At 57.6% G+C, this 24,130-nt stretch carries 23 protein-coding genes; 11 read left to right on the forward strand and 12 right to left on the reverse strand.

Going from position 1 to position 24,130, the window contains the following annotated elements:
* The first annotated feature begins 64 nt into the window (after positions 1–64).
* The 4 genes from AKL27_RS20525 to AKL27_RS20540 all read left to right on the forward strand — a co-directional run bounded on the left by AKL27_RS20525 (position 65) and on the right by AKL27_RS20540 (position 4,208).
* Positions 65–1,198, forward strand: coding sequence for a dienelactone hydrolase family protein (locus AKL27_RS20525; RefSeq protein ID WP_050464731.1), 1,134 nt, complete (start codon positions 65–67; stop codon positions 1,196–1,198).
* Positions 1,199–1,355: 157 nt separating this feature from the next.
* Positions 1,356–2,288 (forward strand): MBL fold metallo-hydrolase, encoded by a 933-nt coding sequence (locus AKL27_RS20530; RefSeq protein WP_050464732.1) that lies wholly within the window; start codon positions 1,356–1,358, stop codon positions 2,286–2,288.
* A 76-nt stretch (positions 2,289–2,364) separates the two neighbouring features.
* Positions 2,365–3,294, forward strand: a complete 930-nt coding sequence (locus AKL27_RS20535; RefSeq protein ID WP_050464733.1) for a 2-hydroxyacid dehydrogenase — start codon at positions 2,365–2,367, stop codon at positions 3,292–3,294.
* Between the two features lie 2 nt (positions 3,295–3,296).
* The gene (locus AKL27_RS20540) at positions 3,297–4,208 is read left to right on the forward strand and encodes a hydroxymethylglutaryl-CoA lyase (protein ID WP_050464734.1); all 912 of its coding nucleotides are present in this window, start codon (positions 3,297–3,299) and stop codon (positions 4,206–4,208) included.
* 20 nt (positions 4,209–4,228) lie between these two features.
* On the opposite strand, the gene AKL27_RS20545 is transcribed toward AKL27_RS20540, so the two are convergent.
* Both AKL27_RS20545 and AKL27_RS27895 read right to left on the reverse strand, forming a co-directional pair.
* Positions 4,229–6,046, reverse strand: a complete 1,818-nt coding sequence (locus AKL27_RS20545; protein WP_083439187.1) for a methyl-accepting chemotaxis protein — start codon at positions 6,044–6,046, stop codon at positions 4,229–4,231.
* A 253-nt stretch (positions 6,047–6,299) separates the two neighbouring features.
* Positions 6,300–6,482: a hypothetical protein gene (locus AKL27_RS27895; RefSeq protein ID WP_157057030.1), complete on the reverse strand. Its 183-nt coding sequence runs from the start codon at positions 6,480–6,482 to the stop codon at positions 6,300–6,302.
* 230 nt (positions 6,483–6,712) lie between these two features.
* Between AKL27_RS27895 and AKL27_RS20550 the strand changes: the two genes are divergently transcribed.
* Together AKL27_RS20550 and AKL27_RS20555 are read left to right on the forward strand one after the other, a co-directional pair.
* Positions 6,713–7,675 carry an NAD(P)H-dependent flavin oxidoreductase gene (locus AKL27_RS20550; RefSeq protein ID WP_050464735.1) on the forward strand — a complete coding sequence of 321 codons (963 nt, stop codon included), beginning with the start codon at positions 6,713–6,715 and terminating at the stop codon, positions 7,673–7,675.
* Positions 7,676–7,766: 91 nt separating this feature from the next.
* Positions 7,767–8,021 (forward strand): hypothetical protein, encoded by a 255-nt coding sequence (locus AKL27_RS20555; protein WP_050464736.1) that lies wholly within the window; start codon positions 7,767–7,769, stop codon positions 8,019–8,021.
* Positions 8,022–8,073: 52 nt separating this feature from the next.
* Here the strand turns inward: AKL27_RS20555 and AKL27_RS20560 are convergent, their stop codons facing one another.
* From AKL27_RS20560 to AKL27_RS20575, 4 genes are all read right to left on the reverse strand, one after another.
* Positions 8,074–8,769: an alpha/beta fold hydrolase gene (locus AKL27_RS20560; RefSeq protein ID WP_050464737.1), complete on the reverse strand. Its 696-nt coding sequence runs from the start codon at positions 8,767–8,769 to the stop codon at positions 8,074–8,076.
* The gene (locus AKL27_RS20565; protein ID WP_050464738.1) at positions 8,766–10,250 is read right to left on the reverse strand and encodes a sensor domain-containing diguanylate cyclase; all 1,485 of its coding nucleotides are present in this window, start codon (positions 10,248–10,250) and stop codon (positions 8,766–8,768) included. Before AKL27_RS20565 ends, AKL27_RS20560 begins: the two co-directional genes overlap by 4 nt.
* A 44-nt stretch (positions 10,251–10,294) precedes the next feature.
* Entirely contained in the window at positions 10,295–11,023 is a 729-nt protein-coding gene (locus AKL27_RS27265) for an META and DUF4377 domain-containing protein (protein WP_157057031.1), read from the reverse strand.
* 94 nt (positions 11,024–11,117) lie between these two features.
* Positions 11,118–12,272 (reverse strand): MFS transporter, encoded by a 1,155-nt coding sequence (locus AKL27_RS20575; protein WP_050464739.1) that lies wholly within the window; start codon positions 12,270–12,272, stop codon positions 11,118–11,120.
* Positions 12,273–12,390: 118 nt separating this feature from the next.
* On the opposite strand from AKL27_RS20575, the gene AKL27_RS20580 reads away from it, so the two are divergent.
* Both AKL27_RS20580 and AKL27_RS20585 read left to right on the forward strand, forming a co-directional pair.
* Entirely contained in the window at positions 12,391–12,951 is a 561-nt protein-coding gene (locus AKL27_RS20580) for an HD-GYP domain-containing protein (RefSeq protein ID WP_050464740.1), read from the forward strand.
* 151 nt (positions 12,952–13,102) lie between these two features.
* On the forward strand, positions 13,103–14,332 hold the full coding sequence (locus AKL27_RS20585; protein WP_050464741.1) for a YbfB/YjiJ family MFS transporter: 1,230 nt from the start codon (positions 13,103–13,105) through the stop codon (positions 14,330–14,332).
* On the opposite strand, the gene hisC is transcribed toward AKL27_RS20585, so the two are convergent.
* A complete protein-coding gene (gene hisC, locus AKL27_RS20590) occupies positions 14,304–15,371 on the reverse strand; it encodes a histidinol-phosphate transaminase (protein ID WP_050464742.1) in 1,068 nt (355 codons plus the stop codon). The genes AKL27_RS20585 and hisC overlap by 29 nt on opposite strands.
* 182 nt (positions 15,372–15,553) lie before the next feature.
* Between hisC and AKL27_RS20595 the strand changes: the two genes are divergently transcribed.
* Entirely contained in the window at positions 15,554–16,132 is a 579-nt protein-coding gene (locus AKL27_RS20595) for a DUF4337 domain-containing protein (protein WP_050464788.1), read from the forward strand.
* Here the strand turns inward: AKL27_RS20595 and AKL27_RS20600 are convergent.
* Together AKL27_RS20600 and AKL27_RS20605 are read right to left on the reverse strand one after the other, a co-directional pair.
* A complete protein-coding gene (locus AKL27_RS20600) occupies positions 16,062–16,712 on the reverse strand; it encodes a helix-turn-helix transcriptional regulator (RefSeq protein WP_050464743.1) in 651 nt (216 codons plus the stop codon). The two genes, AKL27_RS20595 and AKL27_RS20600, sit on opposite strands and share 71 nt — an antisense overlap.
* 113 nt (positions 16,713–16,825) lie before the next feature.
* The gene (locus AKL27_RS20605) at positions 16,826–17,509 is read right to left on the reverse strand and encodes a Crp/Fnr family transcriptional regulator (RefSeq protein ID WP_050464744.1); all 684 of its coding nucleotides are present in this window, start codon (positions 17,507–17,509) and stop codon (positions 16,826–16,828) included.
* 122 nt (positions 17,510–17,631) lie between these two features.
* Here AKL27_RS20605 and AKL27_RS20610 point away from each other — a divergent pair, with 122 nt between their 5' ends.
* The gene (locus AKL27_RS20610; RefSeq protein WP_050464745.1) at positions 17,632–19,269 is read left to right on the forward strand and encodes an acyl-CoA synthetase; all 1,638 of its coding nucleotides are present in this window, start codon (positions 17,632–17,634) and stop codon (positions 19,267–19,269) included.
* A gap of 29 nt (positions 19,270–19,298) precedes the next feature.
* Here the strand turns inward: AKL27_RS20610 and AKL27_RS20615 are convergent, their stop codons facing one another.
* On the reverse strand, positions 19,299–19,892 hold the full coding sequence (locus tag AKL27_RS20615) for a molybdopterin-dependent oxidoreductase (protein WP_050464746.1): 594 nt from the start codon (positions 19,890–19,892) through the stop codon (positions 19,299–19,301).
* A gap of 293 nt (positions 19,893–20,185) precedes the next feature.
* Here AKL27_RS20615 and AKL27_RS20620 point away from each other — a divergent pair, with 293 nt between their 5' ends.
* On the forward strand, positions 20,186–21,127 hold the full coding sequence (locus AKL27_RS20620) for a bestrophin family protein (protein WP_050464747.1): 942 nt from the start codon (positions 20,186–20,188) through the stop codon (positions 21,125–21,127).
* A 53-nt stretch (positions 21,128–21,180) separates the two neighbouring features.
* Here the strand turns inward: AKL27_RS20620 and panS are convergent, their stop codons facing one another.
* Both panS and ettA read right to left on the reverse strand, forming a co-directional pair.
* Entirely contained in the window at positions 21,181–22,137 is a 957-nt protein-coding gene (gene panS / locus AKL27_RS20625; RefSeq protein WP_050464748.1) for a ketopantoate/pantoate/pantothenate transporter PanS, read from the reverse strand.
* A gap of 320 nt (positions 22,138–22,457) precedes the next feature.
* Positions 22,458–24,125 (reverse strand): energy-dependent translational throttle protein EttA, encoded by a 1,668-nt coding sequence (gene ettA, locus AKL27_RS20630; protein ID WP_050464749.1) that lies wholly within the window; start codon positions 24,123–24,125, stop codon positions 22,458–22,460.
* Positions 24,126–24,130: the final 5 nt, after the last annotated feature.

The following is a 24,130-nucleotide window of genomic DNA, read 5'->3' on the forward strand; positions in this document are numbered from 1 at the left end:
TGGCAAGACGCTTCAGCAACATTCTGCATGTAACACCTGACCCACGACACCGACGCTGCCAATCATGAAAAAACCGCTCGTTTCTTGCCTGCTGCTGGTCATCGCTTTATGTACCGCCCACGGTCTGGCCGCTGCGGCCGCGCCGGCTCTGAACAAAGACATGCGCGAAGAAATCGTCATGGTCAAAGTCGGTTCCGGTCTTGGCAGCGTGGAACTTGAGACCACCATTTTCCGGCCGCCGGGTCCGGGTCCGTTCCCGCTGGTACTCATGAACCACGGCAAGGCGCCCGGCAATCCGGCATTTCAGGGGCGCTCGCGATACATCGATATCAGCCGCGAGTTCATTGAACGCGGCTATGCGGTGGTGATTCCCATGCGCCGGGGATTTTCGAAATCGGGCGGACAGTACATCGACGGCGGCTGTAATCTGGAGGGCAATGGCAACGCTCAGGCCGATGATGCAGAGGGCGTGTTGCGCTACGCGATACAACAGCCGTGGGTGGATCCGAGCCGGATCCTGGTCATGGGGCAGTCGCATGGCGGTCTCACTACCATTGCGCTCGGTGCGCGCAACATCGCCAACGTCAAGGCGCTGGTCAATTTTGCCGGCGGCTTGCGCCGCAATGAAATCGGCTGTCAGTGGCAACTCTCATTGATTGATGCATTCGCGGATTTCGGCAAAAAGACCAAGGTTCCGAGCGTCTGGTTTTATGGCGCCAACGACAGTTACTTCAATCCGGAACTGGCGCGCAACCTGCATGCGGCATATACCAAAACCGGTACCGATGCCAAACTGATCGCCTACGGTCCGTTCAAAAACGACTCGCATGGCATGAGCAGCAGTCCGGAAGGCGTTGCAATCTGGTGGCCGGAAACGGAAGCGTTGCTCAAGAAAGTCGGTTTGCCGGTGGAGAAAGTCATGCATCTCGCGCGGTACAACGATTTGCCTGCAACCGGTTTCGCCAACATTGAGAATGTAGACGCCATTCCCTATATCAAGGCCAGCGGCCACAGTGGTTACACCGTGTTCTTGCAAAAGAATCCGCCCCGCGCATTTGCGATTTCTGCAGGTGGCTATTGGGGTTGGGCCAATGGTGGCGATAACCCGTCCGAGCGGGCCGTGGCAAACTGTCAGGCGAAGTCATCGCAACCCTGTCAGGTATATGCCATCGATGACCATGTCGTCTGGTCGAAGTAGCCAATCCGACGACCATCGGAACGACAGCAAGCGAACAATAATCAAGGTGCATTGCACCGAAGGAGACTGGCATGTCGCATCACGTACGCTACCCGTTCTGCCAGCCCGGCGCTGACATGCGATGCGTGCCGGAAGTATACCTCGCCTGGACGGTAGCATGACATCGGTGTCCCGCAATCCGTTGCAGCTGCCGGCGAGCATACACGTGTTCGAACGCGGCTGGCTGTCATCGAATAACGTGCTGTTTCTCGGGCGTGAAGAAACCGCATTGATCGACAGCGGTTATGCCACCCATGCCGCACAAACATTAACGCTGCTGGCGCATGTATTGCAGCAACGGCCGCTGGACCGGCTGATCAATACCCATCTGCATTCCGACCATTGCGGCGGCAATCACGCAATACAACAAACCTATCGCTGCCGCACCAGTATCCCCACGGCCGAAGCCGGCAAGGTGCGCGACTGGGATGAAGATGCACTGAGCTATCGGGCCACCGGACAGCAATGTCCGCGTTTCGGTTTTGACGATACCTTGGCGCACGGCGCGACCCTGACGCTCGGCGATCTGTCCTGGCAGGCACTGGCCGCACCCGGCCATGATCCGCATTCGCTGGTGTTTTATTGCGCGACCGAAGGTATTCTGATTTCGGCCGATGCGTTGTGGGAAAACGGTTTTGGCATCATCTTTCCGGAACTGGAAGGCGAATCCGGTTTTGCCGAAGCGCGCGCCACACTGGAACTGATCGCGACACTGGATATTCGTCTGGTCATTCCCGGCCACGGCAAACCGTTCACCGATCCCCAAGCGGCACTGGCGCGAGCCCGCTCGCGTCTCGACTACCTGCAAGCCGATCCAATGCGCAATGCGCAGAACGGCGCCAAGGTATTGCTCAAATTTCTGCTGCTGGAACGGCAACAAATAGCCATCGGCGAAATTCCCGGCTTGCTGGCGACCATTCCATTGCTGGCCGAGAGCAACCGGCGTTATTTTCAAATCAGCGACGCGGCGTTCGCCGACTGGATCGTGGCGCAACTGATCAAGGCCGGCGCTGCTGCCAGTGACGGCACGACACTGTTCAATGCAGGCTAAACTACGACAAGCTCTTTGTACCATTGCGTCACACCAGACTTTTCTCTGATCATTTTCTTGTAACCACGAGCAACCAATGCGCATTCTTTTTTATAACGCCGACAACCAACATGACGATATCTGGCTAAGCAATCTGCGCGCAGTATTGCCGCAGGCAGATATCCGCACCTGGCATGCCGGCGACCACGAGCCGGCCGACTATGCCGTAGTGTGGCGACCGCCCGCTGCTGTATTGCAGGAACGCGCCGGTCTCAAAGCCGTATTCAATCTTGGCGCCGGGGTTGATGCCATTCTGCAGTTGGGTGCATTGCCTGCCAGTTTGCCGCTGATTCGTATCGACGACGGCGGCATGGCGATACAAATGGCGGAGTATGCGACCCACGCGGTACTGCGCTATTTCCGCCGCTTTGATGATTACGAACGGTTGGCGGACAAGAGCACCTGGGAGCAACTGACGCCATTCGACAAACCCGATTTCGGCGTTGGCATATTGGGCATCGGCGTGCTCGGTACGCGTATCGCCGGCAGTCTGTTGCATTTCGGTTTTCCGGTCCACAGCTGGAGTCGCACGGCCAAAGACACACCCGGCGTGAAGAGTTATGCCGGTGTGCAACAACTGGATGACTTTCTGGCTGCATCGCGGGTATTGATCTGCATGTTGCCGCTGACACCGGAAACGAGCGGCATTCTCAATCGCAGCACGCTGTCGAAATTGCCACGCGGGTCTTACCTGATCAACGTCGCCCGCGGCGGCCATCTGGTGGAAGCCGATCTGCTGGCGCTGATACATGAAGGCCATATCGCCGGCGCTACGCTGGACGTATTTGGCGAAGAACCATTGCCACCCGCACATCCATTCTGGCAAGAACCGCGCATCAGCATCACGCCGCACATTTCGGCATTGACGGTCCGTGCCGAGGCCGCACGTCAGGTGGGTGGAAAAATCGCTGCGCTTGAGCGCGGCGAAGTGGTCGCTGGTACCATTGACCGCACGAAAGGGTATTGAAAATGACACTGCCATCAAAAGTAAAAATCGTTGAAGTCGGTCCGCGCGACGGTCTGCAAAACGAAAAGGAGACCATCCCCGCCGATATCAAGATCACGCTGGTTGATCAGCTCAGCGCTGCCGGTTTCGTCAACATCGAAGCGGCGTCGTTTGTCTCGCCCAAATGGGTGCCGCAAATGGCCACCTCGACCGAAGTCATGGCCGGCATCACACGTCGTCCCGGCGTCATCTACTCGGCACTGACACCCAACATGAAGGGTTTCGATGCAGCGCTGGCCGCCGGGATCGATGAGGTGGTGATCTTCGGCGCCGCGTCCGAAGCATTTTCACAAAAGAACATCAATTGCTCGATTGCCGAATCGATAGAACGTTTCCGCGATGTCGCACTGGCCGCGAAACAGCATAACAAGCGATTGCGTGCTGCGGTCAGCTGCGCCTTCGGCTGTCCTTATCAGGGTGAAGTCTCCCTGGCGTCCGTTGCCGACGTGGTGGCGCGTCTGCGTGATCTGGGTTGCGACGAAATCGATATCGCCGACACCATCGGTGTGGCTACGCCAAACAAGGTCGCTCCGGTCATGGATGCGGCGGCCCGGGTCTTTCATCTGGATGGCTTGTCCGGACATTTTCACGATACCTACGGTCAGGCCCTGGCCAATATCTACGCCAGCCTGGAAGTCGGCGTCACGATCTATCATGCCTCGGTCGCCGGCCTCGGCGGTTGCCCGTATGCCAAGGGCGCGACCGGCAACGTGGCGACTGAAGATGTGTTGTACATGATGCAGGGCCTCGGCATTGAAACCGGTATCGATCTCGATGCCGTGGTTGATGCCGGCCAATTCATTTCCCGCCATCTCGGACGCAAGGCAGTCAGTCGTGCCGGCAATGCCATCGCTGCCAAGCGCGCCAGCGCTTAGCAACGTCTCCCGGGAAGAATTCAGAACTCTTCCCAGTCTTCGCTGTTGCCGCCATTCTTATTGGCAGCAGCAGCCGGTTTGGCCGGTTTGTTCTCCACCGCAACCACAGCGGCAGATGCCGGCACGGCCCTGACAGCAACACGCACCGGGACCGGCCGCGACAACGCCGGCTTCAGTGGCGCCGCGCTGACACGTGGCCGGCTCACGACACCATTGCCGCGTTCATCACCGGCCAGCTTGAATACACTGACCGCTTGCGACAGGCTCTCCGATTGTTCCTGCAAACTTTCCGCAGCGGCGGCAGCCTGCTCCACCAATGCCGCATTCTGTTGCGTTATCTCATCCATCTGCGTAATGGCCTGATTGACCTGCTCGATGCCGGCGCTCTGCTCCTGGCTGGCGGCAGTTATCTCACCCATGATATCGGCCACGTGCTTGACCGACGTCACGATCTCATTCATCGTCGCGCCGGCCTCATCTACCAGCTTGCCGCCGACGTTGACTTTGCCCACCGAGTCACTGATCAGTTGCTTGATTTCCTTGGCCGCACTGGCCGAACGTTGCGCCAGACTGCGTACCTCGCTGGCCACCACGGCAAACCCGCGCCCTTGCTCTCCGGCACGTGCCGCTTCAACCGCCGCATTGAGTGCCAGAATATTGGTCTGGAACGCAATGCCATCAATCACACTGATGATGTCGACAATCTTGCCGGAACTCTCCTTGATCGACCCCATGGTCTGAACCACATTGCCCACCACCTGACCGCCGCGGATTGCCAGTTCCGAAGCCGAATTCACCAGTTGATTGGCCTGACGTGCATTGTCCGCATTTTGGCGGACGGTCGAGGTCAGCTCTTCCATCGAACTGGCGGTTTCTTCCAGACTGGATGCCTGTGATTCGGTACGACTGGAAAGGTCGGCATTGCCGGTCGCGATTTCGCGTGAAGCGACATTGATCGTCTCCGAACCGCTGCGCACATTACTCACCACGGTTGCCAGTCCCTGTCCGATACCGTTGATGGCCGCCATCAGGCGACCGATCTCGTCATCCCGCTCGACCTTCAGTTCAGCGGTGAGATCGCCGGTCGCGAGTTTCTGCGCCGCTTGCAAACCATGATCAAGCTGCTTTCTGATCAATACAAACAGGGCATACAAGACTGCCACCGACATCGTCAGCATCAGACCCAACATGACAACACCGACGATATATGCGCGCGCGCCATTGGCCTTGGCTTTTTCCTGTTCCCCCCCGGTACGGCTATCCATCAGCTTCACAAATTCATCGATCGGTTTGGTGATGGCAGCCGCGCTTTTTTCGTAAACATCGTCATGTACCAGCTTGCGCGCCATGTCCAGATTCGGCGCATCTTTTTTGGTGAATTTGCCGCTGCCGGGCGTCTCTTCATACTCGCCCTTGACTGCATGCATCGCGACATCTTCGGTTTTTACCAGCGACGTCGACAATGCCTGCGCCGCACTCAGTTTGCCGAATTCTTCCTTCGTGAAGCCGGCTCGCTTCATCAGTTCTTGCAAGGGCACGGTACGCCCGTCCGCACGCGGTGCCTTGCCGTTGGCAATATCAATGATTTTCCAATACTGCTTTTCATAACGCGGGTCAGCGGTCACGACATAGCTGCGCACGGCACTGGTCAATCCCTGGGAATTCTGTCGCACTTCATTCGCCAGCAAATATGATTCATAGCGGGAATCACTGGCACGCTCGATTTCGGCTTGTGCTGCCGAGATCATTTGCAATGCAAAGAACATCAATGCCGACAACACCGCCAGCACGATAAAGAAAAACAGAAAGCTGCGTTTCAGCGTGAAGATTTTTTTCATATGGTTCTCTCGGATCGGCAGGCGATGGCAAGTCGCGGGACATGCAAACAACAATGTCGGAAGCCGTCACGAGCGCAGCAAGGAATGCTCATCGCGGATAGCCGCAACGCATGCGCCGGCAATTGCCCGGTAACAGGCAGCCCCCGGGCACCGCAGATTACGGAATCACGGTGGCACCAGATCATGGGCGCTCAGACGGATCAATAGCACGCAGACGGCACGCAAGTCTGTGCCGTGCGCTGTTTATTGTTTTTTAGAAAAGTGCGCGATTGCGCGGTCGGTATCGCTGCTTGCGCGCGACACGCACGCGCCATGGCAGGATTTCGGCGTGATGGCGGACAATCACCACCAGCGCCACAAATGCAGCGAATGCTGCGGCATAGATAACAAGATTGGGAACGACGTCCATAACACTACCCCCTTCGACGAATAGCATGACAAACATTCAGGGCAAGTCTTCGCACTCTGGCCGGTGCGTCGTATTTCATCTATTTTGTTTCTGATGAATTCTGATAAAACATAGCATATATTTTTCTCGGCACAACTTTTCCGGATTGGCTTTGCAGAAAAATAAAATGCGGCGATCAAAAAACAGACACAAAAAAAGAACGGTCGTAATATTTTGTCCTATAATCGCCAGACCACTAATAACGACGAGACCCTGCCATGCCCTTGCCTGTTGCTCTGGAAAACCTGCGCCTGCCAGTTATTTGCGCCCCCATGTTCATTGCCAGCGGACCTGCGCTGGTAGCAGCCCAATGCAAAGCCGGACTGGTCGGCGCCTTTCCCGCACTGAACGCGCGGCCAGCCGAACAACTGGATGTGTGGCTGACGCAACTGCAAACCGAGCTGGCGACTTATCAGGCTGCCAACCCGGGTGCCAAGACAGGACCGATTGCCGTCAACCAGATCGTCCATCAATCGAATGACCGCCTGGCCCACGACGTTGAAGTCTGCGTCAAGCACCGCGTACCCATCGTCATTTCAAGTCTGCGCGCACCACCACCGGAAATGCTGAATGCAATCCACAGCTATGGCGGCATCGTGTTGCATGATGTCATTTCGCTAAGACATGCCAACAAGGCGCTGGAAGCCGGCGTCGATGGCCTGATTCTGGTCGCCGCCGGTGCCGGCGGCCATGCCGGCGGCTTGTCGCCGTTCGCGCTGGTGGGTGAAGTGCGCAAGATCTTCAACGGTCCGCTGGCGCTCTCGGGCGCCATTGCGACGGGCGACGCCATTCTGGCAGCACAAGCCATGGGCGCGGATTTTGCGTATATCGGCTCGCGCTGGCTGGCGACCAAAGAATCCAACATCGATGATGCTTATCGCCAGGCCATCATCAATTCCAGCGCCGCCGATATCATCTATACCAATCTGTTTACCGGCGTGCACGGCAACTATTTGCGTCAGTCCATCATCAATGCCGGTCTCGATCCGGATAACCTGCCCGACGCCGACAAGTCCAAGATGAATTTCGGTTCCGGCAGCACCAGCAAAGCCAAAGCCTGGCGCGACATCTGGGGCGCCGGCCAGGGAGTCGGTCTGATGACCGATGTGCCCACGGTAGCAGAACTGACGATACGGCTCGAAGCAGAATATCTGGCAGCGCGACGCCGTCTGGCCTTGTAGGACAGGTGGCAGTGGTATGAAATTGTAACGGGCGGCACTTATGCCGCGCCGGCGTGTCGTACAGGTTCTGTGACCTACTCACGAGGACCTCATGACCAGCTTTCTCCGTACCCGAAAAGACCGTCATCCGAAAACGGAAGGCAAAGCCCCGCTGCCGCATGAAGCGGATCAGTCCGGCAATAACAGGAACGGCAGCGTGGAGCGCCCTGAAATCCGTCGCGCCTATCAGGACATCAAGGAAGGTCAGCTTGACACCGATTTGCGTGGCAGCGGCGGGCTTGATGAAATCAACAAGAAACCGGACCCGTCGTTGCGTAAAACCAGCGATCAGAACCGCCAGCGCTGACACTGGCAACGACTTGATTCAGCCACGGCGTTCAGACATTGCAACGCTCAATTTACAAGGCTGAACCGGCAATCCAGTTGCTGATGATGCGGCTCAGTTCGTGCGGTTTTTCGAGCGGGGTCATGTGGCCGCATTCCCGCACGATTTCAAAGCTGGCAGTCGGAATGCGCTGTGCCATTTCGGCTGATTCTTCCACCGTCCGCAAGCGATCTGCATCGCTGGCGACGATCAGCGTGGGGCAATGGATCTGATGCAGATCGGCATAACTGCCATCACGCAAGGTGGATAGCTGACGCAAAAAAACTTCTTTGCCATTTTCCAGTGCCATTGCCTGCAAACGATCCAGCAAGCCACGATCCGTGGCGCGGTCCGGGTGCAGCGAGGAGGCCAGGGCGCGCGAAGTCAGACCTTTGAATGGTGTGCGTTGCGCCAATGCCAGTTGCGCGGCGGTGGCTGCCGATTCGGCCTCGCTCTGGGGACGCGATGAGGTATTCAGCAAACCGAGACCGAGTACCCGCTGCGGCGCCTTCAGCGCGATTGCCTGCGCGACAAACCCGCCCATCGAAAAACCGAACAGGATGAATTGCTCCGGTGCATTCTGCAAGACACGGTCGGCCATTGCCGCCAGTGAACTATCCTGCCCCAGATCGCCAAAATGGACATGACCCAGTGCTGACAGATCGGGCAACATGTCATCCCACAGCGACTGATTCAGCATGAATCCCGGCAAAAAAACCAAATCCCTCATGTTGTCATCGTCTCCGTTGTCGGCAAGCGCGGTGAAACCGTCACCCGATTGCGGCCATTGGCCTTTGATTGATACAAGGCCTGGTCTGCCCGCGAAAAGAACGCCGTATGATTTTCACCCGGCACCAGTTCCGCCACGCCGAGACTGATCGTGATTTTTTGCGACGGCTCAGGCAAACCAAAGTCGTGTTTCTCCACTGCCCCAAGCAAGGCAGTCGCAATTTCGGTGGCCTTTTCCAGGCTGCAATTCTTGAGCAGCAACAAAAACTCTTCCCCCCCCCAGCGCACCACCACATCGCTGTCGCGCACGGCGTGTTTGGCCAGTTGCGCCAACTCTTTCAGAACCCGGTCACCGGTCAGATGGCCATAGCCGTCATTGATCTGCTTGAAGAAATCGATATCCGCCAGAATTACCGACAATGCGCGCTGCGTGCGCTCGGTATCCCGGATCGATTGCTGAAACACGAATTCGAATGCCTGGCGATTCAGCAATCCGGTCAGTGAGTCCGTGCCGGCTACCAGTTCCAGCCGTTGTTGATAGCGGTGAATCGCGATCCACGCGATCAGCAAGACCAATGCCGTGATCACGCTGCTGATCGCCAGATTGATGACCAGGACGCGGGTGATCGGCAACATTTCTTCCGATACATTTTGCTCCACCAGCAAATACCAGCCCAGCTCCGGCAAGTAACGGGAATTGAGCATGACCGTTTCATCGCCGCGCTGAAACTCAAACTGACCTTCGCCGCGATTGCTGGCAAGCACCCGGATGGCCACCGTCTCCAATCCCGGCAAATTATGAATATTGCCTTTGAGATGCGCCATGCTGCGGCCACTCAGAACGATCTCGCCATCGGGATTGACGAAATAGATATTGCGATGGAAACGCTGCTGGTAACTGTCAATGAGATGCGCCATGGTATCGAGCGTAAGGCCGATACCGGTCGCGGCGAGAAAATTGCCGTGGTAATCCATCACTTTGTGGTTGATGAAAATCGTCACGGCATCGCTGTTTGCCATATCGACGTCCACATTGATTTCATACGGCTCGGCCATTTTACGTACCCGGAAGTACCAGATATCGCGCGGCTCTTCCGGCCGCACGGATTTCAGGGTGCCATCCGCGTAGTAGTATTTGAAGCTCCGTTCCGACACCAGGAAACTGCTGATCGCACCGTACTTGGTTTTGACTTCTTTCAGATAACGCACCAACTGTTCTTCATTGCGTTCACCATCCAGCAACCAGTCACGCACGAAGGTGTCATGCGCCATCGATGAAGAAATGAAAATCGGTTTCAGCAAATCCTTCTGGATTTCCGAATAGATGTTGTCACCGGTGAGCGGCAACGCTTGTTGGGAAATGCTTTGTCGGATGGCGTTGCGCGATACGACAAAGCTGGCAATGCTGATGAACAGGAAACCGACAATCAGTACCAGACTGATCCATCCAAGCAGGCGATATTTTTCGAATTTGTTGCGCATAAACCCTTTGATGTCGAGCGGTACAACGCCGCCGTTTCAGCAGCTTATTCTGGCAGCGCCTGCTCGACCACCAGATCCAGCGTCCATTTGATCGAACTGGCATCAGCCGGAGGATTGGCGACTTGTTCTTCCAGGATCCGCAACCGATACGCGGTTCCCGGCTTGAAATCAAAACCGTGAATATTGTCGTACCACAGCTGCCACGGATCTTCCTTGCGTTCACGAATCTGCAAGCAGGTGGTCTGCATGACACCGGCCGTGCAAGGGACTTTCTGCGGCGCGACGTAAATGAACTTTACCTTCGCTTGCGGGCTGACTTTTTCGCGAGCATGGAACATGAGCACCTCGCCGTCGGCGGTATTGACCTCCATGGTGTTGCCGCTGATGCGGTAGGAGGTGATCGCTTCCAGTTTTTCCAGGAATGCCGATTCAAACTGCATCGCCGGTTCCATGCAAGCCATGCGCGTCGACGCTGCCCGGCCGATGGTCAGCTTGCCGCCATCGCGCAAGGCATAGGAAGCAGTAAACCGGTTACACCAGGAGCGACCGCTGACGCGGGATTCGCCGCCTTCATTTTGAAAGTTGAGGATAACCGGTTCGCCATTATCGCCATGGGGAATCACGTGACCCGGCCAGCGAACCAGTTCCCAGCGCGACGCCGTCAACGCTGTCTGCGATTGGTCAGGACCGCTGGCACCGCCGCCGGTATCGGCGCACGCACTCAAGGTCGCCAACATGATGACGGCAAACAAGGTTTTCATTATGGGGTTCATGAGCAGTCACTCCTCTGTCGTATGAAACAATGCGAACAGCGGATTTTACCGCGTGAACATGCGCCCGGTGTTTGCAAAACGACAATGCGCAGCACTATTCCAGCCATTTGGCGCGACTGGCAGCAACCGCTACCGCGCAACACAACACCCCGACGAATGCCAGTGCCGCCTGCAAACCCCAGCCATGTGCCAGAAAACCAACTGCCGGCGGCCCGATCAGACCGCCGCTGTAACCCAGCGTGGCAACCCCGGCCAACGCGGTCGAGCCGTGCCGGCCGGCGGCGCTGAACACGAATGGAAATACCATCGCCACGCCGGCGCCGGCAATTGCAAATCCCAGAATCGCCACCGGAATCTGGCTCGCCGAAACGGCAAGGAAGATACCGCCGGCCGCCATCAGTGAACCATAGCCGACGACCTTGCGCGCGCCATGACGCTCTTTGAGGCGATCACCGACCAGACGCGCAATCAGCATCATGCCGGCAAATCCTGCATACGCCAGCGGCGCCCCGCCATTCCCGGCGTGCATATGGTCACGCATATACAGTCCGCTCCAGTCGGCCACCGAACCCTCGACAATCGCGCCGCAAAATCCGATGATGCCCAGCGCCACCAGATGGCCGTGCGGGATGGCAAAGATCTTGTGCGCCGGATCGCGTAGCGGGCGGTCATTCGGCAATGCCGAGTAACCCATGCGCAAGGGCATTGCAAACAGCAGGCTGAGGAATAGGAAATGCCATAGCGGCGCTATATCGAGCGCGGCAATGGCGCTGCCGAGCAACGCACCGCAAAAGGTGCCGACGCAAAACCAGGCATGCAACATGGACATGATGGAACGGCCGGCTTTTTTCTCTGCCTCTGCGCCCAAGGCATTGATGGCGACATCGAAGCAGCTGGATGCCGCGCCATAAAACAGGCTGACCACCATCAACAGCGGCAGATTCGGCGCCAGCGCGATGGCCGGCAATGACAACAGCAACACGATGCCGCCATACCAGGCGCTGCGGCGCGGGCCGTAATGCGCATTGAGCCAGGCAGCGAGCGGAAACGAAGCCACCGCCCCCAAGCCGCCACATAGCAATGCCAGACTCAGGCTGGCAGCGTCGAGTTGCAGCGCATCGCGAATCGATGGAATGCGCGAAGCCCAGCTGGCATAGACGATGCCCAGCAACAGAAATAAGGCCGGAATGGCAACTTTTCGCCAACGAAGACGCAAAGATGATGCAGATACAGACAGTTCGGTTGTCATTAAGTCGATTGAAAGTTAAAATTCCGGTTGGCAATACTATCCTGCAATCAACAAATTGATGGCAGGCAACGCCACTCTGACAACATCAACTGCGAGACCGCCGCAGTCATTTTCCCGCATGCAAAACTCTGACATAGAACGACAAGCCCTTTCCGCGCTGGTCGCGATGCAACACTTGACCGACAATTACACGCCACTGCATGAAGACCGGGTGGCGCAACTGGCGGTGCGCATTGCACAGCAAATGAACCTGGCGTCGGCTCGGATCGAAGCAATCAGCATGGCCGCCGCGGTACACGATATTGGCAAGGTCGATATCCCGCTCAAGATTCTGAACAAGCCGGGCCGCCTGACTGCGGCTGAGTTCGATCTGATCAAAACCCATGTGCAGGTCAGCTACGACGTTCTGAAACTCATCAACTTTTCATTGCCGGTGCCGGAAATTGTCTGGGGCCATCATGAATACATGGATGGTTCAGGCTATCCGCGCGGTATCAGCGGCGACCAGATTTTACTGGAATCGCGCATCCTGACGGTAGCCGATATCGTCGAATCCATGTCGGAAGACCGTCCCTATCGCAAAAGCCTGGGCATGGACCTGGCAGTACAGGAGATCAAACGACTGAGCGGCAATCGTCTTGATCCCGACGTGGTCGAAGCCTGCCTGCAAGTAGTCTGAGCCACCACCGCCGGCATGATCCGGCGCGCACAATCCCGCAATCCTTTACACTCTTGCCATCATCCGGACGCAATCGCTGCTGACCGGATGGCAAACAACGCCTCCGACATGCACGGAGGCGAATAAAACAAGAGACCAACGATTGCCACGCATGCTTGACCCGACCTCCCGCACCGACCACGATTTCATTACCCGCCATCCTTTGCTAGCCGCGCTCGCGCTGTCGCTCGGGACTGCCATCGCACTGGGCATTGCCCGCTTTTCCTATGCGCTGCTGCTGTCGCCGATGCGGGAAGATCTCAACTGGCCTTATCTGATTGCCGGTGGCATGAATACCGGCAATGCGCTCGGTTATCTGATCGGCGCCCTGATCACGCCGATGCTGAACCGGCACTGGGGTCTGCATCGGACACTGACCGGTGGCGCCATCGGTACCGCCATCTGCATTGTGCTGTCCGGCCTGTTTCTGGATACCGCCACATTACTCGTGCTGCGCATCCTGACCGGCGTCGTCAGCGCCTTCATCTTCATCTCCGGCGGCATTCTGGTGACGCAACTGGCGACCCTGCATCCGCAACGTGCCGGCTTTCTGATCGGCATGTACTACGGCGGCACCGGTTTCGGCATTGTCGCGGCCTCGTTGCTAGTACCGTTTGCCATCAACACGGCCGGCACGCTTGGCGTTGCCCACGGCTGGCAATGGGCGTGGCTGCTGATGGGCGCACTGAGTCTGGTTGCCACCCTCTTCATGGCACTGGCAGCGCGGCGCATCCCGGCGCCGGCACTGCGCAATCAACATGCGGCCCGCTTCCGTCTGCGCAAGATCGGCATCGGCCTGACGGCTTACTTCATGTTCGGCCTCGGCTATATCGGTTACATGACTTTCGTGATCGCCCTGCTCAAGGAACAAGGCATGCCGGCCACCACCATTACCCTGTTCTATACGCTGCTGGGATTGGCGGTATTGAGCTCATCGCGCTTGTGGGCAGGCATGCTGGATAAATTCAAGGGCGGCGAATCGCTGGCCATTTTCAATATCTTGCTCAGCATCGCCACTCTCTTGCCGGCACTGACTGCTTCGGTGCCGGCAGTATTCCTGTCGGGCTTGCTGTTCGGCGGCGTATTTCTGTCGGCGGTGGCATCCACCACTGCACTGGTCCGGCACAATCTGCCGCTGGCCAGCTGGTCGGTGGGCATCAGCGCGTTCACCATCGTGTTCGCGGCCGGTCAGATTGTCGGTCCGACTATCGTCGGCTGGATCGCCGACCGCGCCGGCGGTTTGCAGCAGGGCCTGATATTTTCGGCGCTGGCGCTGCTGCTCGGCGCGGTGCTGGCATGGCGCCAGCGACCGCTTACTGCAGATGCGTCGTCAGCGAATTGACCAGCGCCTGACAAGCCTGGTCGGTGCCGACCGTGATGCGCAGGAATTGCTTGATGCGCTCACTGCCGAAATGACGCACGATGATGCCGTCGCTGCGCAAGGCCGCAGCCAGTGTCGCCGCATCATGTTGCGGATGACGGGCAAAGACGAAATTGGCGGCTGACGGCAATACGTCAAAACCCAGCGCAGTCAGATCCGTCACCAGTTTTTCACGGCTGGCGATCACTGCCTGCCGGGTCTGTTCAAAATGCGCTTCATCTTCGATGGCGGCGGTAGCGCCGGCAATCGCAATCCGGTCCAGCGGATAAGAATTGAAACTGTTTTTGACGCGCTCCAGGGCACTGATCAGATCGGCATGTCCAACCGCAAAACCGACCCGCAATCCGGCCAGCGAACGCGATTTCGACAAGGTCTGCACGACCAGCAGATTGGCATGGCTGCACACCAGTTCGATGGCGCTGACACCGCCGAAATCGATATAGGCCTCATCCACAATCACCACCCGGTCGGGATTGCCGGCCAACAGACGCGTGACCTGATCAAGCGGCATCAGGCATCCGGTCGGCGCATTCGGATTGGGGAAGATGATGCCGCCGATGGTGCTGCCGTGACCGAGATAATCGTCAACCGTGATACTGAAGTCAGCCGCCAGCGGCACGGCGCGGAATGCCACTTCGTACAAGCCGGCGTAGGTCGGATAAAAACTGTAAGTGATGTCGGGGAACAGGATCGGCGCATCATGCTTGAGCAAAGCTTGAAATGCGTGCGCCAGTACCTCGTCGGAACCGTTGCCGACAAATACCTGCGCCGGACTCAAGCCATGCCGTCTGGCGATGGCCGCCTTCAGCGGCTCGGCATCCGGATTCGGATACAACCGTAGTGTCTCCCCCACCTCGCGCGCCATGGCAGCCAATGCCAGCGGCGACGGACCATAGGGATTTTCATTGGTGTTGAGCTTGATCAGATTATTGATCTTGGGCTGCTCGCCGGGGGTGTAGGGGGTCAGACGACCAACCAGGGGACTCCAGAATTTGCTCATGAGATATAGAAACGCAAGGTGCTTGTTGGGATGCCAGACGCCAATGGTAACAAACCCGGCGCGCTTGCGGCGCGGGTCAACTTAAAGTGCGGCTCGCGCATTATGGTCTGGCGTCGCAGCAAACGCGTTTTCGGAACACCGGTTCAGTGCCATCCGGCAACAATCATCCTAGCGAGAATTTCATGGCAGAAGAGTTTGAAGTCCCCAGTCCCCACGAACACCACCTGGAGCATGTCACCGAGACCGCGCACGAAAAAGGCGACAACTTTGCCGGCAAGATTGCGGTCATGACGGCCATCATGGCGACCATGGGTGCCTTGTTCAGTTATCAGGCCGGCTCCACCGAGAGCGAAGCCGCGATGAACAAGAACAACGCCGCGATCAAGAAAACCGAAGCGTCCAATCAGTGGAATTACTATCAGGCCAAGTCGAGCCGCCAGAATCTGGCCGAGCTGGCCGCCACGATTCCCGGTGTCGACAAGGAAAAATACAATGCGGCCGCGGAGCGCTACAAGAAAGAAAAGGAAGATATCCGCAAGATCGCCGAAGGGCTGGAAGCACAATCCAGCGCCTGGGATGACAAATCAGAATTGAAATTGCACCAGCATCATCGCTGGGCGCAAGCCATGACGGCAATCCAGATCGCCATTTCGCTGGCCGCCATTACCTTGCTGACGCGCAAGAACTGGCTCAAAAAAATCTCCTATGGCGCGGCGGCGATAAGCCTCGTTCTCGGTTCGCTGGCAGCGTTTCATATCTGACCACGGTACGCAGCAGGTGATCGGCCGGCACCCGGGCAATCTCGGTGCAGGCCGCCGCAAACCGCGTGACCGAGGCAAAACCGGCGCGACTGGCCAGACTGCTGAGGTCCCGGGCGCCGGGATCGTCCATGCTGGCGGCAATGTGCAGGGCATGCACCAATCTCTGTTCCCGCACCAGACTGCTGAGGGTTTCGCCTTCGGCAAATAATCTGGCGCGCGCCTTTTGCGGCGTGACCTGCCAGTGTGCGGCCAGTTGTGCGGCCGTCCAGCGGCGTTGTGGCGCGGCAAAGATTTCACGCGCCAGCGGCAAACTCCAGAGTTTGCCGTCATCCACAACCGCGTCCGCAGCATCGGCGTCCGCCACCAGCGTCAGCGAAAACTCGGCCGGCCGTTGTGCCAGCGGCATCACTTCGCAATCGAAGCGCAGAAACGTCGGCACCACGAAACTCTGACCTTCTTCCAGAATGCGACATACGGTCTGGTTGCGCAGCGTAACGCGCCCTTTCCAGACTTTGACCTGCACCATCATGGGAAAGCGCAGCGCTGCCAGATGCAGTGGATGATTAACGACGATTGCCATGGATCTCTAATCTCTTCAGATTGGGCGTGCTGCGTATTGCAGGACGCCACACAATACTACTTCAGCGGGCAACGCACGTCTGTCATCGCGATGACGGCCGGCGCCGCACCCGTTCACAGCGCCGACAAGCCGAATTCCCGCAGACGCGGCAAATCGACGACGCGAATGGACTGATACGAAATACTGACCAATTGCTGCTCTGCCAGTCGTCGCAAGGCCTGATTGACACGCTGCCGCGACAATCCGGTCAGCAATCCGATTTCTTCCTGCGACAACTCCAGCACCGCCGAGGTACGCGGGTACAGCATGGGATGAAACAATTGCGCAATCGCCTGCGCTACCTGCGCATCGACCCCGAGCAAGCGCTGATTCTGGATGGTAGCGATGAATTGCCCCATGCGCTCATTGAGCTGGCGTACCACGAAGGCATTGAAAGGCAAACTTTCCGCCATCAGTGCATGAAAGATCTCGGTCGGCACCAGCAACAGATCGGAATCGCGCACGGCGATCACGTCATAGCGCCGCAACTCGCGTTTGAGCACACTGCCTTCACCGCACCAGCCGCCGGTCGGCACCCCGGAAAACGTCGCGCCGCGACCGTCCAGACTGTACACGGCGAGCTTGATCAGACCGGTCTGCACGCCAATCCAGTAACGCGAGGGTTCGCCACGGCGGGTCACGAAGCTGCCGGCGGCGCAGTGCTGCAATGCCGTGCCATCGACCAGCAAGGCCTGATGCGCGGGAGCCAGCGTCAAAAACCAGTCGTGCATCTGAAGTTGTTCGGTACTACTATTCATGGAGTCTTTGATCGCAATACAGTCATCATGACGACAAACCAATGTTGTTACCCATGCTAGGCTAAGTGCCATAAGCCCGGTGCAAACCAGGCCACGCCCATTTCTCTGGAGACACTCGCATCATGCCCCTCGATTTCAATACCGGCCTCGGCAAGAACTCTGCCAACTTTGCGGCCCTGAGTCCGATTGATTACATCGCCCGCTCTGCGGCAGTATATGGCAATCGCCTCGCTATCGTACATGGTTCCCTGCGCCAGAACTGGCGCGACACCTATGCGCGCGCACGACGACTGGCCAGCGCCCTGCAACGGTTGGGCGTTGGCAAGGGCGATACGGTAGCGGTGATGTTGCCGAATACACCGGCCATGGTAGAAGCGCATTTCGGCGTACCGATGTCGGGGGCGGTGCTGAACGCACTGAATATCCGTCTCGATCTGGCCTCGCTGGCATTCATGCTGCGCCATGGTGAAGCGCGCGTCTTGCTGGCCGACAGTGAGTTTGCCGATCTCGCCCGCCAGCTGGTACAACAGGTACCCGGTTTGTATGTGGTGGCCGTCAACGATCTGCTCGGCCCGGACAACGTCGCTCCGTTCGGCCAGACCGATTACGAAACCCTGCTGGCCGGCGGCAATCCCGAGTTCGAATGGCAGTTGCCGGATGATGAATGGGATGCGATCGCACTCAACTACACATCCGGCACTACCGGCGATCCCAAGGGCGTGGTCTACCATCATCGCGGCGCGGCATTGAATGCGATTTCCAATATTCTGGAATGGGACATGCCACGCCACGCCGTCTATCTGTGGACGCTGCCGATGTTTCACTGCAATGGCTGGTGTTTCCCCTGGACCGTGGCGGCCCGCGCCGGCGTCAACGTTTGTCTGCGCAAGTTCGAACCGAAACTGGTGTTCGATCTGATCCGCGAACATGGCGTCACTCACTATTGCGCAGCGCCCATCGTGCATGCGGCGCTGGCCAATGCACCGGAAGAGTGGCGTGCCGGCATTCAGCATGCCGTACGCGGCATGGTTGCCGGCGCTCCGCCACCAGCGGCGGTGCTGGCGCGTATCGAAGCGATGGGCTTTGATCTGGTGCACTCCTACGGCTTGACTGAAGTGTATGGCCCGGCTGCGGTGTGCGCCGAACAGGAAGAATGGCGCGCGCTGTCGCAAGATGAGCGCGCCGGCAAGAAATCACGCCAGGGTGTGCGCTACCATTTGCAAAGTGCGATTGCCGTACTCAATCCGGAAACCATGCAGGCGGTGGCTGCCGATGGCGAGGAAATCGGCGAGATCATGTTCCGCGGCAATATCTGCATGAAGGGTTATCTGAAAAACGAAACCGCCACGCATGATGCCTTTGCCGGCGGCTGGTTCCATACCGGCGATCTGGCGGTGATGTATCCCGATGGCTATGTCAAGATCAAGGATCGCAGCAAGGACATCATCATCTCCGGCGGTGAAAACATTTCCAGCGTCGAAGTGGAAGATGCGCTGTACCGGCACCCCGCCGTGCTGGCCGCAGCAGTGATTGCGCAACCGGATCCGAAATGGGGTGAGACGCCATGCGCCTTCGTCGAACTGAAAGAGGGCCACGACGTCAGCGCCGAAGATCTGATCGCGTTCTGCAAAAATATTCTGGCCGGCTTCAAGGCGCCCAAGGCGATTTATTTCGGACCGCTGCCCAAGACCTCGACCGGCAAGATTCAGAAATTCGAATTGCGCAAGCGCATGCGTTCGGATTCTGCGATTGACGTCTGAGGCCTGTCCGCAATCAACACAGAATCAGTTCAGGCTCTGGCCTCGATGTGATACAGACCCCACGGACAGAGCGCAAAACGCGCTGCCAGCGGGCGCTCCAGCATGTCGGGAAAGCTGTCCGCGTCATATACCGCCCATAACGGCCCCAGACCACCCAATGGCAACGGGTGGTCATCGATGTGAGTGGCGATGATGAAACGATGCTTTTTGGCTTCGGCAGCCGGCAGCAATACCGCGTAACCGTCGATGGCGCGTAACAGAGCGTCACTGCCGGCGTTGGCGCCGGCCGCCGTCAGTACATCGGTCAGCAATGGTCCGCTCAGGGTATGCGGTTTGCCATCGTATTCCAGCGTCGGCCTGATGGTTTGCTGCGGCAATGCCGCCAGCGCGGCTAAATCGAAAGTATGAGCGCGCGTGAATTGCAGCTTTTGCTTGTGCATCATCTGATCCAGTGCCGGATCGAGTGCACCGCGATTACCTTTGCCGATGGCACCGGTGATGGTCAGCAAGACCGGCCCGGCGGCACAAGGCGTAGCCGCCGACACCGCAGGTGCCAGACCGAGACCGGCAATGGCAGTCACTGTCCCCCAAGCACCGGCTTGCAGAAATGTCCGTTTCTTCATCTTGTTCTCCTGATGATAAGCAGCGTCATGATAATCCCGATCTGCGGTTTGCAGAGCCACATCAGGTGTTACACCAGCATGGTGTGCCGATTAAAAAACCACAGCAAAACCGATTCTGCGTTTGCCAGATCGGCAAGCGCCACCTATACTTTCCCGACCTCTCCAATTCCATTTCCCATGCCTCCCGATCTCTGCCCGCTTCCAATGCGGGATGCCCTTCTGACGATGATCCCTGATCATGCAGCAGTGGCCGCAAGCTCCGATACAAAAAACGTCACGTCCGGGAGAACCACATGATTGTGCGTGAACGTCCTTCCGGAATACGCCTGTTCCTGCTCTTGCGCGGTTCGGTTCTGCCGCGGATACGTCTGACCTTGCTGGTCAATACGCTGTTTGCCACGCTGGTGACGATATGGCACGGCGATCTGTTCGATGTGAAGATTACGCTGACCACCATTCCGTTTACGCTGATCGGTTTGCCGCTGGCGATTTTCCTCGGCTTTCGCAACAACGCTGCCTATGATCGCTATTGGGAAGGCCGCAAATTATGGGGAGAACTGGTGCATCGCAGCCGCAGTTTTTCGCGTCAGTGCCAAACCCTGATCGAAGCAGCAGTACCGGCCAGCGCCCAGCTCGGGCTGGAAGATATCCGCGTGCGCATGATCTACCGCGCCATTGCGTTTGCGCATGCGCTGCGCCATCACTTGCGCAATCTGCATCAACACGATGAATTGAAACCGTTTTTGCAAGAAGAGGAATGGAAGAAATCAGCCGGTGCATCGAATGTGTCCGACTTTCTGATGCTGCAAATGGGTCGTGACCTGCAACAGGCGTTGAGAGATAAACAAATTGAAGGCTGCCTCGCCGCCAACATCGACAGCACCTTGTCAGCGATGGCTGCAGCAGCGGCATCGTGCGAGCGCATCAAGAGTACGCCGATTCCGTTTTCCTATACCTTGCTGCTGCATCGGACCGCGTATCTGTACTGTTTCCTGCTGCCGTTCGGCCTGGTCGATTCACTCGGCTTCATGACACCGTTCGTGGTCGCCATCGTGGCGTATACCTTCTTCGGTCTGGATGCGCTCGGCGATGAAATTGAGGAGCCGTTTGGCAGCGATACCAACGACTTGCCGCTTGATGCGATCTGCCGCAGTATCGAAATCAATCTGCGTGAAGCGCTCGGCGATAAGCACGTACCGCCGGCGCTGAAGCCGGTCAATTATTGCCTGACCTGAAGAAATACTGCAGCGGCATGAGCAATGCCGCTGCCAGCTTCATACCGACTGCATCAGCCAGAGACCCGCGTCGAGACAGCGGCCCCGGCACCATCACTGTCCTGCGGCGGACGACCGCGCCAGTAACCTGCCAGCATCGATCCCGACAAATTGTGCCAGACCGAAAACAAGGCGCCCGGCAAGGCTGCCAGCGGAGTGAAATAAATCTTGCCCAATGCGGCTGCCAGTCCGGAGTTTTGCATGCCGACTTCAATCGCCAGCGTGCGGCATATCGCTTCATCGAAGCCGAGCAGACGACCGCCCCAATAACCGCCCAGCAAACCCAGCGCGTTATGCAGAATGACGCCGATCAACACCACCAGACCAACCGAGGCAATGTGCGCCTGGCTGCCGGCAACCACAGCCGCAATGATCAGCAGAATCGCTGCCATCGATACCAGTGACAGATACGGTTCAACACGACGCACCAGCTTGCCGCAAAAAATATTGACCAGCAGGCCGACCACAATCGGTACCACCACAATCTGCACGATGCTCATCAACATGGCATGCACGTCGACATGAATCGAGGCATCCACATACAGTTCGGTCAGCAGCGGCGTGGCAAACACGCTCACGAGCGCCGACAAGGTCGAGATCGTGACAGACAAGGCCACATCGCCGCGCGACAAATAAATCATGACATTGGATGCAGTGCCGCTGGCAACGCTGCCAACCAGCACCATGCCGGCAGTCAGATCGGGCGGCATATGGAACAGTTTGGCGATCAGCCATGCGGCCAGCGGCATCACCAGATAATGCAAGACGATGCCGGCAGCAACCGGAGCCGGGCGTTTGATGATGCGTTTGAAATCATCGACGGTGAGCGTAACGCCCATGGTCAGCATGATCAGGGTCAGCAAGATCGTGACGTAAGAACCGATGGGAGTGAATGTGGCGGGAGAAAAATAGGCGGCGGCGGACAATAGCAAAGCCCACAGCGGGAACAGCCGGGTAAGACCAGAGAACATGATGGAATGGAAAATGAGATGAAAAGCGGAATGAAATAAAAGGTCGATATCCGCGGATCACGCGCGATGGTGGTGACCGGCAGTGTTACCCAACGGCCCTGCGGCTGCGCCTTGTGGACGCGCCAGGCGGCCTATTTTACGCTCGCCGCCGGATTCTTGCCGGCGCCGTCCGGCATCGTTTGCGCAACGAAACATGCGCAGCACACTGATCGATGACGCCATCGCCAATTTCGGTTTCGATCACTCGCATTTGCTTGCGACCTGTTTGTCGCAGGCAAATTAAAAAGGCGAATCGCCAACCGATTCGCCTTTTTTGTACCTTAGCGGGTAACCGGTTTGTACCGGATGCGCTTCGGTTTTGCACCTTCTTCGCCGAGACGTTTTTTCTTGTCGGCTTCGTATTCCTGATAATTGCCGTCGAAGAACGAGATTTGCGAATCGCCTTCGAATGACAGGATGTGCGTTGCAATACGATCAAGGAACCAGCGATCATGGGAAATCACCAGTACCGTACCGGCGAATTCCAGCAAGGCATCTTCCAGCGCACGCAAGGTTTCCACATCCAGATCATTGGACGGTTCATCGAGCAGCAAGACGTTACCGCCTTGCAACAGCGTCTTGGCCAGATGCAGACGGCCGCGTTCACCGCCGGACAGATTGCCGACGATCTTTTGCTGGTCGCCGCCCTTGAAATTGAAACGTCCCAGATACGCCCGCGACGGCATTTCAAAACGACCGACGGTCAGGATGTCAGCGCCATTGGCGACGTCTTCAAACACGGTCTTCTTGTTTTCCAGATCTTCACGCGACTGATCCACCAGCGATACCCGAACGGTAGGTCCGAGGGTCACGGTGCCGCTGTCCGGTTGCTCTTTACCCGCCAGCATGCGGAACATGGTCGATTTACCGGCACCGTTGGGGCCGATGATACCGACGATGGCACCGGCCGGAATCTTGAAGCTCACATCATCGATCAACAGACGGTCGCCGTAACCTTTGCTGACATTGGCGAATTCGATGACTTCGTTACCCAGACGCTCGGCCACCGGAATGAAAATTTCCTGGGTTTCATTGCGCTTCTGGTATTCGTGTTCGGACAATTCATTGAAGCGTGACAGACGGGCCTTGCTCTTGGCCTGACGTCCCTTCGGATTTTGCCGCACCCACTCCAGTTCCTTGGCGATGGTTTTCTGGCGCGCCGATTCGCTCGACTCTTCTTGCTTGAGGCGGGCGTTCTTTTGTTCCAGCCAGGAGCTGTAGTTGCCCTTCCATGGAATACCATGGCCGCGATCCAGTTCCAGAATCCATTCGGCAGCGTTGTCGAGGAAGTAACGATCATGGGTAATTGCCACCACGGTGCCGGGGAAGCGCAACAGGAATTGTTCCAGCCAGTCGACCGATTCCGCATCCAGATGGTTGGTCGGTTCGTCGAGCAGCAGCATGTCGGGCTTGGACAGCAGCAAACGGCACAGCGCCACGCGCCGCTTTTCACCGCCGGACAGCACGCCGATCCTGGCGTCCCATGGCGGCAAACGCAACGCATCGGCGGCCATTTCCAATTGCTGGTCGATGTTGTTGCCATCGCTGGTGGAAATGATGGCTTCCAGACGCGCCTGTTCGGTCGCCAGTGCATCGAAATCGGCATCCGGTTCGGCGTATGCAGCATAAACTGCATCGAGCTTGGCACGGGCTTCGAATACTTCGCCGAGTGCACCTTCGACGGCCTGACGCACGGTCTGTTCCGGATCCAGTTGTGGTTCCTGCGGCAGATAGCCGATGTTCAGGTTCGGCGCCGGCGTTGCTTCGCCTTCGATTTCCTTGTCGATACCGGCCATGATCTTGAGCAGCGTCGATTTACCCGAACCGTTCAAACCCAGCACGCCGATCTTGGCGCCGGGGAAGAAGGAGAGCGAAATGTCTTTGAGAATCTGACGCTTCGGCGGCACGATCTTGCCGACGCGGTTCATTGTAAATACGTATTGAGCCATGTTTA

Origin of the sequence: Herbaspirillum autotrophicum (assembly GCF_001189915.1) — a bacterium.
GTDB classification, from domain to species: domain Bacteria; phylum Pseudomonadota; class Gammaproteobacteria; order Burkholderiales; family Burkholderiaceae_D; genus Herbaspirillum; species Herbaspirillum autotrophicum.

Coding starts and splice junctions, on each gene's coding strand:
- AKL27_RS20525 (WP_050464731.1), top strand. CDS start 65: ATGAAAAAACCGCTCGTTTCTTGCCTGCTGCTGGTCATCGCTTTATGT.
- AKL27_RS20530 (WP_050464732.1), top strand. CDS start 1,356: ATGACATCGGTGTCCCGCAATCCGTTGCAGCTGCCGGCGAGCATACAC.
- AKL27_RS20535 (WP_050464733.1), top strand. CDS start 2,365: ATGCGCATTCTTTTTTATAACGCCGACAACCAACATGACGATATCTGG.
- AKL27_RS20540 (WP_050464734.1), top strand. CDS start 3,297: ATGACACTGCCATCAAAAGTAAAAATCGTTGAAGTCGGTCCGCGCGAC.
- AKL27_RS20545 (WP_083439187.1), bottom strand. CDS start 6,046: ATGAAAAAAATCTTCACGCTGAAACGCAGCTTTCTGTTTTTCTTTATC.
- AKL27_RS27895 (WP_157057030.1), bottom strand. CDS start 6,482: ATGCTATTCGTCGAAGGGGGTAGTGTTATGGACGTCGTTCCCAATCTT.
- AKL27_RS20550 (WP_050464735.1), top strand. CDS start 6,713: ATGCCCTTGCCTGTTGCTCTGGAAAACCTGCGCCTGCCAGTTATTTGC.
- AKL27_RS20555 (WP_050464736.1), top strand. CDS start 7,767: ATGACCAGCTTTCTCCGTACCCGAAAAGACCGTCATCCGAAAACGGAA.
- AKL27_RS20560 (WP_050464737.1), bottom strand. CDS start 8,769: ATGAGGGATTTGGTTTTTTTGCCGGGATTCATGCTGAATCAGTCGCTG.
- AKL27_RS20565 (WP_050464738.1), bottom strand. CDS start 10,250: ATGCGCAACAAATTCGAAAAATATCGCCTGCTTGGATGGATCAGTCTG.
- AKL27_RS27265 (WP_157057031.1), bottom strand. CDS start 11,023: ATGAACCCCATAATGAAAACCTTGTTTGCCGTCATCATGTTGGCGACC.
- AKL27_RS20575 (WP_050464739.1), bottom strand. CDS start 12,272: ATGACAACCGAACTGTCTGTATCTGCATCATCTTTGCGTCTTCGTTGG.
- AKL27_RS20580 (WP_050464740.1), top strand. CDS start 12,391: ATGCAAAACTCTGACATAGAACGACAAGCCCTTTCCGCGCTGGTCGCG.
- AKL27_RS20585 (WP_050464741.1), top strand. CDS start 13,103: ATGCTTGACCCGACCTCCCGCACCGACCACGATTTCATTACCCGCCAT.
- hisC (WP_050464742.1), bottom strand. CDS start 15,371: ATGAGCAAATTCTGGAGTCCCCTGGTTGGTCGTCTGACCCCCTACACC.
- AKL27_RS20595 (WP_050464788.1), top strand. CDS start 15,554: ATGGCAGAAGAGTTTGAAGTCCCCAGTCCCCACGAACACCACCTGGAG.
- AKL27_RS20600 (WP_050464743.1), bottom strand. CDS start 16,712: ATGGCAATCGTCGTTAATCATCCACTGCATCTGGCAGCGCTGCGCTTT.
- AKL27_RS20605 (WP_050464744.1), bottom strand. CDS start 17,509: ATGAATAGTAGTACCGAACAACTTCAGATGCACGACTGGTTTTTGACG.
- AKL27_RS20610 (WP_050464745.1), top strand. CDS start 17,632: ATGCCCCTCGATTTCAATACCGGCCTCGGCAAGAACTCTGCCAACTTT.
- AKL27_RS20615 (WP_050464746.1), bottom strand. CDS start 19,892: ATGAAGAAACGGACATTTCTGCAAGCCGGTGCTTGGGGGACAGTGACT.
- AKL27_RS20620 (WP_050464747.1), top strand. CDS start 20,186: ATGATTGTGCGTGAACGTCCTTCCGGAATACGCCTGTTCCTGCTCTTG.
- panS (WP_050464748.1), bottom strand. CDS start 22,137: ATGTTCTCTGGTCTTACCCGGCTGTTCCCGCTGTGGGCTTTGCTATTG.
- ettA (WP_050464749.1), bottom strand. CDS start 24,125: ATGGCTCAATACGTATTTACAATGAACCGCGTCGGCAAGATCGTGCCG.